Below are 11,782 nucleotides of genomic sequence, written 5' to 3'. Positions count from 1 at the left end.
TCTTTGTCCCCTCTCACAGCAGGCCCGGGAAGCCTGTGACCATTAACGTCGGAACCATGTCGACCTCCGCGCACCCCTCTGCCGACGCCATACGCACCGGCCCCACGGTCACCGACCGTCTCGTCGAGGCCAACGCCCGCTACGCGTCCGATTTCACCGACCCCGGAATGGACGCGCGGCCCGTACTGCGCGTCGCCGTCGTCGCCTGCATGGACGCCCGTCTCGACCTGCACGCGGCCCTCGGGCTCGAACTCGGCGACTGCCACACCATCCGCAACGCGGGCGGCGTGGTCACCGACGACGTGATCCGGTCGCTCACCATCAGCCAGCGCGCCCTCGGCACCCGCAGCGTGATGCTGGTGCACCACACGAACTGCGGTCTCGAATCGCTCACCGAGGACTTCCGGCACGAACTGGAGGACGAGGTCGGCCAGCGGCCGGCCTGGGCGGTCGAGGCCTTCCGGGACGTCGACCAGGACGTCCGGCAGTCGATGCAGCGGGTGCGGACCTCCCCCTTCCTGCTGCACTCCGACGACGTCCGCGGCTTCGTCTTCGACGTCACGACCGGTCTGCTGCGCGAGATCGACCCGGCGTAACCCGCCAAACCCCGGCATTTCCCTCCCACTTGCCCGCGGGCAAGTGACACGGCCCGGCCGCGCCGATCAGAATGCCCGGACGACAGTTCCGAAAGGCCGAGGAGGGCCGGGTGACGACCTATGACGATCGAGCGAGCCTCGCTGATCTGACCACCACTGTGGAGAGGGTCCGCAGATCGGTGGAGAGCGTGATCGAGGGCAAGCCCGAGGTCGTACGGCTTTCGCTGACCGTGCTGCTCGCCGAGGGGCACCTCCTCATCGAGGATGTCCCCGGCGTCGGCAAGACCATGCTGGCCAAGACGCTGGCCCGGTCCATCGACTGCTCGGTGCGCCGCATCCAGTTCACCCCCGACCTGCTGCCCTCGGACGTCACCGGCGTGTCGATCTTCGACCAGCAGCGTCGGGACTTCGAGTTCAAGCCGGGCGCGATCTTCGCCCAGATCGTGATCGGCGACGAGATCAACCGCGCCTCGCCGAAGACCCAGTCCGCGCTCCTGGAGTCCATGGAGGAGCGCCAGGTCACGGTCGACGGCCAGACGTACGAGCTGCCCAGCCCGTTCATGGTCGTCGCCACCCAGAACCCGGTCGAGATGGAGGGCACCTACCCGCTCCCCGAGGCCCAGCGCGACCGCTTCATGGCCCGGGTCTCCATCGGCTACCCGAGCGCCGAGGCCGAGCTCCAGATGCTCGACGTGCACGGCGCGGTCTCCCCGCTGGACGACCTCCAGCCGGTCGCCCACGCCCACGACATCCTCAAGCTGATCGACGCGGTGCGCGGGGTCCACGTCGCCGACGCCGTCCGCCGGTACGCGGTCGACATCGTCGCCGCCACCCGCACCCACCCCGACCTGCGGCTCGGCGCCTCTCCCCGGGCCACGCTCCACCTGCTGCGGGCCGCCAAGGCCTCCGCGGCGCTCAGCGGCCGGGAGTACGTCCTGCCCGACGACCTCCAGGCCCTCGCCTCGCCCGTCCTCGCCCACCGGCTGCTGCCGACGGCGCAGGCCCAGCTGAACCGCCGCACCGCCGAGCAGGTCGTCCAGGACATCCTGCAGCGCACCCCCGTCCCGACCTCGGCCCCGCCCTCCGGACCGCTCTACGGCCAGCAGCAGCCCGGCGCCCGGCGGCTGTGATGAGTGGCGCCACCGTGCCGGACGGACAGCGGGGCGACGAGGACGACCGGGGCGGGCTGCGGGCCGCCTTCGGCGGTCTCACCACCCGCGGCCGCTCCTTCCTCGCCGCCGGGGTGGCCGCCGCCGTCTGCGCGTACGTCCTCGGCCAGGCCGATCTGCTGCGCGTCGGGCTGCTGCTCGCCGCCCTCCCGCTGATCTGCGTCCTCGCCCTGCACCGGACCCGCTACCGGGTCGCCGCCTCCCGGCGGCTCACCCCCCAGCGGGTGGAGACCGGCGCCGAGGCGCGGGTCCAGCTGCGGATGGAGAACGTCTCCAAGCTCCCCACCGGCCTCCTGATGCTCCAGGACCACGTGCCGTACATGCTGGGGCCCCGCCCCCGCTTCGTCCTCGACCGGGTCGAGGCAGGCGGGCGGCGCGAGGTGTCCTACCGGGTCCGCTCCGACCTGCGCGGCCGTTTCCCGCTGGGGCCCCTCCAGCTGCGGCTGGGCGACCCCTTCGGGATGTGCGAGCTGACCCGCTCCTTCAGCGCGTACGACACCCTCACCGCCGTGCCCCGGACCGAGGCCCTCCCGCCGGTGAAGCTCTTCGGCGAGGCCTCGGGGTACGGGGACGGGCAGTCGCGCTCCCTCGCGCTCGCCGGCGACGACGACGTCATCCCGCGCACCTACCGCCACGGCGACGACCTGCGCCGGGTCCACTGGCGCTCCACCGCCCGCTACGGCGAGCTGATGGTCCGCCGCGAGGAGCTGCCCCAGCGGGCCCGCTGCACCGTCCTCCTCGACACCCGCCGGATCGCCTTCCAGGGCGCGGGCCCCGACTCCGCCTTCGAATGGGCGGTCTCCGGCACCGCCTCCGCGCTCGTCCACATGCTGGAGCGCGGCTACGCGGTCCGGCTGCTCACCGACACCGGCAGCGCGATCCCCGGCGAGGGGGCCGAGGGCTTCGCCGGCTCGGCGCAGGACTCCGCCGAGGCGGCCGGGCTCATGATGGACACCCTCGCGGTCGTCGACCACTCCGAGGGGGCCGGGCTCTCCCGCGCCTCCGACGTACTGCGCGGCGGCGGCGACGGACTGCTCATCGCCTTCCTCGGCGACCTCGACGAGGAGCAGGCGGCCCTCACCGCCCGGATGCGCGGGCGGGCCGGCGCGGCCGTCGCCTTCGTCCTGGACTCCGGCGCCTGGCTCACCGGCGGCGCGGCCGCCGGAGCCGCCGAGGACCGGGTGCGGCAGCTGCGGGAGGCGGGCTGGACGGCGCTCGCCGTACCGCCCGGCGCCTCCCTCGCCGACCTGTGGCAGCAGGCGGCCGGGCTCCGTCCGGAGACCGCCGCCGCCGACACCTACGGAGGATGGTCATGAGCGGCCGCACACGGCTGACGCTCGCTTCCTGGGCCGCCACCCTGATGGCGGCCGGGGCACTGCTCCCCCTGGTGAAGCCGGCGACCTGGATCTTCACGGCGGCCTTCGTCCTCGCCCTGGTGAGCGGGGTCGGCGCGCTGGCGCGGCGGGTGCCGCTGGCCCGGCCGCTGACCCTCCTCGCCCAGACCGTCGCCGTGCTCCTGGCGCTGACCCTGTTCTTCGCCCGCGAGCAGGCCGTCCTCTGGCTCTTCCCCGGCCCCGAGGCCCTCGCGCACGCCGTCGAGCTGTTCCGGGCGGGCGCCGAGGACGTCGGCCGGTACGCGATCCCCGCGCCCGACACCGACGGCATCCGGCTCATGCTGGTCGGCGGCGTCGTCGCGATCGGGCTCCTGGTGGACGCCCTCGCGGTCACCTTCCGCAAGGCGGCCCCGGCCGGCCTGCCCCTGCTCGCCCTGTACTCGGTGGCCGCCGGGCTCTCCGGCGGCGGCGCGGGCTGGCTCTGGTTCCTCCTCGCGGCCTCCGGCTATCTGCTGCTGCTCCTCGCCGAGGGCCGCGACCGGCTCTCCCAGTGGGGACGGGTCTTCGGCGCCCAGCGCTCCGGGCGCCCCGGCTCGACCGTCGCCGGCGGCCCCGCCTTCGCTCCGGCCCGCACTGGCCGCCGGATCGGCGCCGTCGCCATGGGCGTCGCGCTGGTGGCGCCGCTCGCCCTGCCGGGCTTCTCCGGCGGCCTCTTCGGCGGCGACGGCGAGGGGGACGGAGGCGCCGGCAAGGGCGGCACGATCTCCGCCGTGAACCCGCTGGTCTCCCTCCAGAACAATCTGCGCCAGCCGGAGGACCGGGAGATCATCCGCTACCGGACCAACGCCCGCGACATCAGCGGCATGTACCTGCGGCTCGTCGCGCTCGACCAGTTCGACGGCACCTCGTGGAAGTCCTCGGTCCGCCCGATCGAGGACGTGCCGGGGCAGCTGCCCTGGCCGGACGGCCTCTCCCAGAGCGTCAAGATCACCGAGGTGACCAGCAACTTCGTCGCCTCCGACGCGTACGAGCAGAAGTGGCTGCCCATGCCGTTCCCGGCCGGCCGGGTCGACATCGACGGCCGCTGGCGGTACGAGCCGGCCGGCCGGATGCTCGTCGGCGACAACAAGCAGACCACCAAGGGCGCCCGCTACCAGGTCGCCAGCCTGGACGTGCAGCCGACGGCCGAGCAGCTGGCCGGCGCCGGACCCGCCCCGGAGAAGCTGCGCCGCGAGTACACCAAGGTGCCCGCCGCGCTGCCCGCCGACGTGCGGGCGACGGCCCTGTCGGTCACCAAGGGTGCGCGCAACGACTACGAGAAGGCGGTGAAGCTCCAGGACTGGTTCGCCCACGACGGCGGCTTCCGCTACGACGTCGACGTCGTGTCCGGCACCGGTGTGCAGGCGATCTCCCGCTTCCTGAAGGACAAGGAGGGCTTCTGCGTCCACTTCTCCTTCTCCATGGCGGCGATGGCCCGCTCGCTCGGCATCCCGGCCCGCGTGGCCGTGGGCTTCATGCCGGGCACGACCCAGACCGACGGCTCGGTCTCCGTCGGCATCCGGGACGCGCACGCCTGGCCCGAGCTGTACTTCGACGGCGTCGGGTGGACCCGGTTCGAGCCGACCCCCTCGCGGGGCTCCACCCCCTCGTACACCCGGGTGACCACGCCCTCGGGCACGGCCACCGGGCCCGCGCAGCCGCAGCAGAGCGCCTCGGCGCAGCCGTCCGCCGCGCCGAGCGCCTCGGCCGGCTGCACCCCGCAGGAGCGGAAGCTCGGCGACTGCGGTCCGGACGAGGCGGTGGCCGGGGCGTCCTCCGACGGCTCGGGCCCCGACCCCCTGACGGTGACGCTGCTGTCCCTGGCGGCCCTGCTGCTCCTCTCGCTCCCCTTCCTCCCGCTGCTCTGGCGGACCCGGGTCCGGGCCCGCCGGCTCGGCTCGGACACGCTCGCGGTCTGGGAGGAGATCAACGACACGGCCTGGGACCACGGGGTCGAGCCCGACGACTCGCTGACGCCCCGGAAGGCGGCGGCACGGATCGTCCGCCTCGGTGAGCTGCGGGGCGAGTCCGCGGACGCGGTGCACCGGGTGGCGCGGGCGGTGGAGGAGGTGCTGTACGCGTCCCGGCCGCAGCCCGTCGCGGGCCTGGCCGCCGAGGGCGCGCGGGTCCGGGCCGGGTTCCACGCGGGCGCCGACCGGCGCGGGCGGCTCCGCGCCCTTCTGGCGCCCCGCTCGGCCGCCCGCCTCCGCTGGACGGCCTCGTCCCGCTGGTCGGCCACGAGCACCCGCTGGTCGGCCCGCGCCGAGACGGTGAGAACCCGAGCGTCGGGCCTCCTCCGCCGGGGGGCACGCGAGACGAACTGACGACACGAACCGGGGGCGGCGCCCACCCACCCCGTTGTGGGCAATCGTTCCGCTGGGGCGGAACGGGTGGGCACAACGGGACGGCGCCCTTGCCGGCGCCAGAGGCTCCCGAGCCTGGACCCGCACCCCGTGCACAGTGCACTGGTGGTGCGGGCCAGGCACAGAACGCGGAGGCGCCGCTCAGGGCGCCGTCCCGTGTGCCCACCCGTCCCGCCCTGCGGGACGATTGCCCACACGGGGGTGGTGGGCGCAGGTGCCGGGACGGGCCGAGCCCCGCAGGGGAGGCGCCGAGGGGGCGCCGGCCCTGCGGGGCTCGGTCGGTTTCGGGGGGCGGGACTACCGCTCGGACGCCGTCAGTGGCCGCCGCCCTGCTCGTCGCGGCGGCGCTGCCACCGCTCCTCGATCCGGTTCATCATGGAGCGTCGCTGCCGGGTCTGACGGCCACCGGCCGCCATCCCACCCCTGGCCCGCTGCTCACCCGGCTTCGGCGCCTTGCGCCATCCGGTGACCGCCAGGACCGCGCAGCCCAGCATGACGAGAAATCCCACCACGCTGATCCAGATCTGCTGTGCGACCATTCCGGCCATGAGGAGCGCGATACCCACCAGGAAGCCGGCGACTGCCTGGTAGACCCGTCGCCGGGTGTACGTACGCAGTCCGCTTCCCTCGAGCGCTGTCGCGAACTTGGGATCTTCGGCGTACAGCGCTCGCTCCATCTGCTCGAGCATTCGCTGCTCGTGCTCCGAGAGCGGCACGGAGTCCTCCTAGTCGTCGGTCGCGGGGGCGACCGGTTTGCGGCCCTTTCAGGATAGGCAGGGAATCGCCCCCGTGAAACCCGCCCTCAATGCCGAATAGCCAATCCGGGCCGCCATGCGGATCGGTTGCTGAGGCGTTGATTCCCCAGCCCCTTCCCCGTCATGCCGGATGGTGTCCCCCGATCATACGGGGCGGAGCCCTTCATCGGGCGGGCTGTGGCGTACTCCATGGAGCGCCCGGCTCGCACCGCCGGACGGGCGGGCGTTCCGCTCAGGCCCGCTTCTCGCCGAGAAGGTGCAGCTGGGTGGCGATGGCGTGGAAGGAGGGCAGCTCCGCGGCGGCCGCCTCCAGCCTGAGCAGGGCCTCGGCGGCGCCGGGCTCGGTGTCGACGAGGGCGCCGGGGACCAGGTCGGCGAAGACCCGGACGCCGTGCACGGCGCCGATCTCGAGCCCGGCCCCGTCGGCGAGGTCGGTGAGCTGCTCGGCGGTGAAGCGCCGGGGCACGGGGTCGCCGGCGCCCCAGCGGCCGGCGGGGTCGTCGAGCGCGTGCCGGGCCTCGGTGAAGTGGCCGGCGAGGGCGCGGGCGAGGACGGCGCCGCCGACCCCGGCGGCGAGCAGGCTGAGGCTGCCGGCGGGGCGGAGCGCGGCGGCGGCGTTCCGCACGCCTTCGGCGGGGTCGTCGACGTACTCCAGGACGCCGTGGCAGAGCACGGTGTCGTACTCCTCCCGCCCGACCACGTCGAAGAGGCCGCGGATGTCGCCCTGGACGCCGGTGACGAGGTCGGCGACGCCGGCCTCGGCGGCCCGGCGCTCCAGCGCGAAGAGCGCGTTGGGGCTGGGGTCGACGACGGTGACCCGGTGGCCGAGGCGGGCCACCGGCACCGCGAAGTTCCCGGAGCCGCCGCCCGTGTCGAGGACGTCGAGGCTGTCCTTCCCGGTCGCCTCGACCCGGCGGTCCAGGGCGTCTTTGAGGACGTCCCAGACGACGGCGGTACGCAGGGAGGCGCGCGACGGACGCGACGACGCCTCTCGACCGAAGACAGGGGAAGGGTCCGGCACGGCTGTTGACTCCTCGGTGACGGGTACGGACGCTCCCCACCCTATGGCCTCGCCCCGGCCTTTCGGATCATCCTCCGCTCTCGTCGACCCCGGTCCGGCGTGAAGGGTCAGGCACCCCCTAGGGCGAGCAGCCGCTCGACCAGGCGCAGGAAGTGCGCGGCGTCCCTGAGCAGGTCGTCGGCCTCGCGCCGGGTGGCCGCGCCGCTGATGCCGGCCTCGGCGCGGGCCCGGCGCTGGGCGCCGGCGGCGAAGAGGGCGCTCCATTCGGTCAGCTCGGGGGCGAGGTCGGGGAGGAGCTCCCAGGTGCTTCTTATCCGCTGCCGGTGGCGGGGGCGGGTGTCGGGCCTGGCCCGGGCGGCGAGCACGGCGGCCGCGGCGCGCAGGGCGGCGAGGTGGGCGGTGGCGTACCGCTCGTGGGGGCGGTCGAGGGCGGCGGCCTCGGCGAGCCCGGCGTGGGACTTGGCGAGGAGGTCGAGGGCGGCGGGCGGGGCGGCGGAGCGGCGCGGGACGGGGTGGATGTCGGATGCGGGTCCCGTCTCCCCGGGGGCGGGGCGGCGGCGGGGCGCGGCTGCTGCGGAAGGGCCGGCCATGTCGAGCCTCCTGTCGTCGCGTGACGGCGCTGTGGCCGTATGTGTTCATGGTGTCGCGCCCCACTGACAATCACGCTGACCTGGGGTTTTGCCTGAAACCCAACTCGGGGGTAACTTTTGAACTGACTGGTCAGTTCAAAAAGGGGAATGGGGGGTGAGTCCGTGGGCACGGAAACCGAGGAGCAGCCGCACGGCGCCGCCGTCGTCGCGGACGGCTTCGGACTGAAGGGGCCGCGAGGCTGGGCCTTCCGGCAGGTCTCCTTCCGCGCCGAGCCCGGCGCGCTGGTGGCCATCGAGGGCCCTTCGGGTTCCGGGCGCACCTGCCTGCTGCTCGCGCTCACCGGCCGGATGAAGGCCAAGGAGGGCCACGCGGAGGTCGGCGGATTCGCCCTGCCCCGCAAGATGGCCGCCGTGCGCCGGATCAGCGCGCTCGGCCAGGTCCCGGGCGTCAGCGAGCTCGACCCCGCCTTCACGGTCGCCGAGCACCTGCGCGAGCGGGCCCTGCTCCAGCGCCGCTACGACGGCTCCGTACGGGCGCTCCTGCGCCGCCCCGCCGAGCGGGCCGCGACGACCCGGGCCCGGATCGAGGAGGCCGTGGCGGCCGCGGGGCTGGACCTCGCCGCCCTGCCGAAGGGCGAGCGGACCTCCGTACGGGACCTGGAGCGGCTCGAGGCGCTGCGGCTCTCGATCGCCCTCGCCCTGATCGGCCGCCCCCGGCTGCTCGCCGTGGACGACACGGACCTGAAGCTCTCGGACGCCGACCGCGCCGAGGCCTGGGCACTGCTGCGCTCCCTGGCCGCCGCCGGGACGACGGTCCTCGCCGTCTGCAGCGAGGCCCCCGAGGACGCCCTGCGCGTCACGACGCTCGCGGGCGAGACCGCCCCGGAGGCCCCCGAGGGCCACGCCGCGGCGGACACCACCACCGGCGACACCGACGCCGACCAGGCCGCCGTCGGGGAGACCGCGGCCGACGACACCACCGACGCCACGACCGAGGAGGGGGCGGCCGATGCGCTCGCCGAAACTGGCCGCGCTTGAGCTGAAGCGCTTCGGCAGGGGAAAGCTGCCGCGCGCCGCGCTCGTCGCGATCCTGCTGCTGCCCCTGCTGTACGGCGCCCTGTACCTGTACTCGTTCTGGGACCCGTACAGCAGGCTCGACAAGATCCCCGTCGCCCTCGTCAACGAGGACCGGGGCGCCACCGCCGGCGGGAAGGAGATCCACGCCGGTGACGACATCACCGAGGGGCTCCTGAAGAGCGAGACCTTCGAGTGGCACCGGGTCAGCGACGCCGAGGCACGCGCGGGCGTGGAGGACGGAACGTACTACCTGTCCCTGACCATGCCCGGCGACTTCAGCAGCCGCATCGCCTCCAGCTCCGGCGACTCCCCCGAGACCGGCGCGCTCCGGGTGCGGACGAACGACGCGAACAACTACATCGTCGGCCAGATCTCCCGGACGGTCTTCTCCGAGGTGCGCACCGCGGCCTCCACGAAGTCCTCGCGCACCTTCCTCGACAAGATCTTCATCTCCTTCTCCGACATCCACGACGCCACCGCGAAGGCCGCCAAGGGCGCGGCCGACCTCAAGCAGGGCGTGGACAAGGCGAAGAAGGGTTCCAAGAGCCTGTCGGACGGCCTCACGGACGCCAAGGACGGCAGCGGCGACCTGGCCGCCGGCCTGAAGAAGCTCGACAAGGGCGCCAAGGACCTGGAGAACGGCTCCCGCAAGGTCGCGAACGGCACGCAGACCCTCGCCGACAAGGTGAACGGCACCGCCGACAAGGTCCGTCCGTACCTGGCGAACAACGGCAAGTCGATCCGCGACACCGCCCGGCTCGTCTCCGACTCCGCCGCGGCCGCCCAGCACAACCTGGACGACCTGGTCCGGCGGGCGCCCCTGGTCCGCGCCGCCGCGCACAGGGCGGACGACGATCTCGCCAAGCTCCACCGCGAGCTGTGCGTGAACGTCCCCGCCCCCGCCCTCGGCACCGCTCCCGGCACCACGTCCGCCCTCGCCCCCCAGGCCTGCGAGAAGCTCAGGAAGGCCTCGGTCTCCGCCGACGACGTCGCCACCATCGCCGACGACGTGCACGAGCTCACCAAGGACGACGCCGACGACCTGAAGACCCTGGACGCCCGCCTCACCAAGCTCCGGAAGCAGGCCGACGAGCTGGCCGCCCGCGCCCCGCACCTCGACGAGGACGTCGAGAACGCCATCGCGAAGATCAACGAGCTCAACGCGGGCGCGCAGAAGGTCGCGAAGGGCGCGGACCGGCTGCACACCGGCATCACCGCGGCGAAGACCGGCTCGGTCAGCCTCGACACCGGTGTCGGCAAGCTCAAGAAGGGCGCGGGCGCCCTCGACGGCGGTCTGTTCAAGCTGGCCGACGGCTCGGGCAGCCTCGCCACCGGCCTCAAGGACGGGGTCGACCAGATCCCCGACTACGACAAGCAGGACCGCGACCGGCGCACGCAGGTCATGGCCGACCCGGTGAAGCTGGCCTCGCAGTCCCTGCACAAGGCGCCGAACTACGGCACGGGCTTCGCCCCGTACTTCATCCCGCTCTCCCTCTGGGTCGGCGCGATGGTCGCGTACATGATCATCCAGCCGCTGAACCGGCGTGCCCTCGCCGCGGGCGGCTCCGCCTGGCGGATCGCGCTGGCCGGCTGGCTCCCGGTGGCGGCCATCGGCGTCCTCCAGGTCGCGGCCCTGATGTCGGTCCTGCACTGGGGCCTCGGCCTCCAGATGACCCGGGCCGCCGGCACGATCGGCTTCCTCGCCCTCGTCACCTGCTGCTTCGCCGCGATCATCCAGTGGCTCAACGCCCGCTTCGGCGCGGCGGGCCGGATCCTGGTGCTCGCGTTCCTGATGCTCCAGCTGACCTCGGCGGGCGGCACGTATCCCGTCCAGACCAGCCCGGCCTTCTTCAACGCCGTCCACCCGTTCCTGCCGATGAGCCACGTGGTCGAGGCGCTGCGCCGGCTGATCACCGGCGGCGGGATCGGACCGGTCTGGCAGGCCTGCGCGGTCCTGGCGGCCTTCACCGTGGGCGCCCTGGCCCTGACCGCCGTCTCGGCGCGCAAGAAGCAGGTGTGGACGCTCGACCGGCTCCACCCCGAACTGTCGCTCTGAACCTGTGAGAATCGACGCCATGGACAGCAGCAGCACCCGACGCCAGGCCACGCGCACGAAGCTCTACGAGGCGGCCGTCACCCTCATCGCGGAACAGGGCTTCTCCGCGACGACGGTGGACGAGATCGCCGAGCGGGCCGGCGTGGCCAAGGGCACGGTCTACTACAACTTCAAGAGCAAGACCGAGCTCTTCGAGGAGCTGCTGCGCCACGGCGTGTCGCTGCTCGCCGCCTCCCTGCGCGCGGCGGCCGAGGAGACCGCCGAGCGCGGCGGGAGCCGGGTCGACGCGCTGGACGCGATGATCCGCGCGGGCCTCGTCTTCATCGACCGCTACCCGGCCTTCACCCAGCTGTACGTGGCCGAGCTCTGGCGCACCAACCGGGCCTGGAACTCCACGCTCCTGGTGGTGCGTCAGGAAGCCGTGGCGGTGGTCGAGGGGGTGCTGCGCGAGGGGGTCGCGGCCGGTGAGCTGAGCGAGGAGATCGACGTCCAGCTGACGGCGGCGGCGCTGGTCGGGATGGTGCTGGTGGCGGCGCTCGACTGGCAGGCCTTCCAGAGCGAGCGGTCGCTCGACGACGTGCACGCGGCCCTCTCCCGCCTGCTGCACGGCCGCGTCGGCGGCCGCTGACGCCGGCCGGCACGCGCGCGTGGTCACGAAAAGGCCGGTGCGGTGAGGCTCGATCCCCCCCCGCCCCACCCCACCCGCCCTCATTTTGGACCCCCCCGCCCGGCGGGGGGCGGCCCCCGTCCGCCGCCCCCGGCCGGCGGGACCCGCGCCGCGC

General features: G+C 73.9%; 10 protein-coding genes. 7 read left to right on the top strand and 3 right to left on the bottom strand.

The genetic code is table 11. From position 1 onward, the window contains the following. The first annotated feature begins 56 nt into the window (after positions 1-56). The 4 genes from ABZ318_RS27250 to ABZ318_RS27235 all read left to right on the top strand — a co-directional run bounded on the left by ABZ318_RS27250 (position 57) and on the right by ABZ318_RS27235 (position 5,462). A complete protein-coding gene (locus ABZ318_RS27250) occupies positions 57-596 on the top strand; it encodes a carbonic anhydrase (protein WP_030693448.1) in 540 nt (179 codons plus the stop codon). Between the two features lie 110 nt (positions 597-706). Further along, positions 707-1,726, top strand: a complete 1,020-nt coding sequence (locus ABZ318_RS27245) for a MoxR family ATPase (protein WP_356905117.1) — start codon at positions 707-709, stop codon at positions 1,724-1,726. Beyond that, positions 1,726-3,081: a DUF58 domain-containing protein gene (locus ABZ318_RS27240; protein WP_356905116.1), complete on the top strand. Its 1,356-nt coding sequence runs from the start codon at positions 1,726-1,728 to the stop codon at positions 3,079-3,081. The genes ABZ318_RS27245 and ABZ318_RS27240 overlap by 1 nt, the downstream gene beginning before the upstream one ends. Then, complete coding sequence (locus tag ABZ318_RS27235; protein ID WP_356905115.1) at positions 3,078-5,462, top strand: DUF3488 and transglutaminase-like domain-containing protein; 2,385 nt, start codon at positions 3,078-3,080, stop codon at positions 5,460-5,462. The genes ABZ318_RS27240 and ABZ318_RS27235 overlap by 4 nt, the downstream gene beginning before the upstream one ends. Positions 5,463-5,815: 353 nt before the next feature. Here the strand turns inward: ABZ318_RS27235 and ABZ318_RS27230 are convergent, their stop codons facing one another. From ABZ318_RS27230 to ABZ318_RS27220, 3 genes are all read right to left on the bottom strand, one after another. Further along, complete coding sequence (locus ABZ318_RS27230; RefSeq protein ID WP_356905114.1) at positions 5,816-6,217, bottom strand: DUF3040 domain-containing protein; 402 nt, start codon at positions 6,215-6,217, stop codon at positions 5,816-5,818. A 271-nt stretch (positions 6,218-6,488) separates the two neighbouring features. After that, positions 6,489-7,277, bottom strand: a complete 789-nt coding sequence (locus ABZ318_RS27225) for a methyltransferase (protein ID WP_356905113.1) — start codon at positions 7,275-7,277, stop codon at positions 6,489-6,491. Positions 7,278-7,384: 107 nt separating this feature from the next. Beyond that, positions 7,385-7,867 (bottom strand): SAV_6107 family HEPN domain-containing protein, encoded by a 483-nt coding sequence (locus ABZ318_RS27220; protein ID WP_356905112.1) that lies wholly within the window; start codon positions 7,865-7,867, stop codon positions 7,385-7,387. A 162-nt stretch (positions 7,868-8,029) separates the two neighbouring features. Here ABZ318_RS27220 and ABZ318_RS27215 point away from each other — a divergent pair, with 162 nt between their 5' ends. The 3 genes from ABZ318_RS27215 to ABZ318_RS27205 are packed head-to-tail and all read left to right on the top strand — an operon-like array spanning position 8,030 to position 11,628. After that, positions 8,030-8,905: an ATP-binding cassette domain-containing protein gene (locus ABZ318_RS27215; protein WP_356905111.1), complete on the top strand. Its 876-nt coding sequence runs from the start codon at positions 8,030-8,032 to the stop codon at positions 8,903-8,905. Beyond that, positions 8,877-11,000 carry a YhgE/Pip domain-containing protein gene (locus ABZ318_RS27210; protein ID WP_356905110.1) on the top strand — a complete coding sequence of 708 codons (2,124 nt, stop codon included), beginning with the start codon at positions 8,877-8,879 and terminating at the stop codon, positions 10,998-11,000. The genes ABZ318_RS27215 and ABZ318_RS27210 overlap by 29 nt, the downstream gene beginning before the upstream one ends. A gap of 19 nt (positions 11,001-11,019) precedes the next feature. Next, positions 11,020-11,628 (top strand): TetR/AcrR family transcriptional regulator, encoded by a 609-nt coding sequence (locus tag ABZ318_RS27205; RefSeq protein ID WP_356905109.1) that lies wholly within the window; start codon positions 11,020-11,022, stop codon positions 11,626-11,628. Positions 11,629-11,782 lie beyond the last annotated feature (154 nt).

This window comes from Streptomyces sp. NPDC006197, assembly GCF_040613865.1.
In the GTDB taxonomy this organism is placed as follows: domain Bacteria; phylum Actinomycetota; class Actinomycetes; order Streptomycetales; family Streptomycetaceae; genus Streptomyces.
The sequence above is the reverse complement of the archived record's forward strand: the minus strand, read 5'-3'. Positions and strand labels throughout refer to the sequence as shown.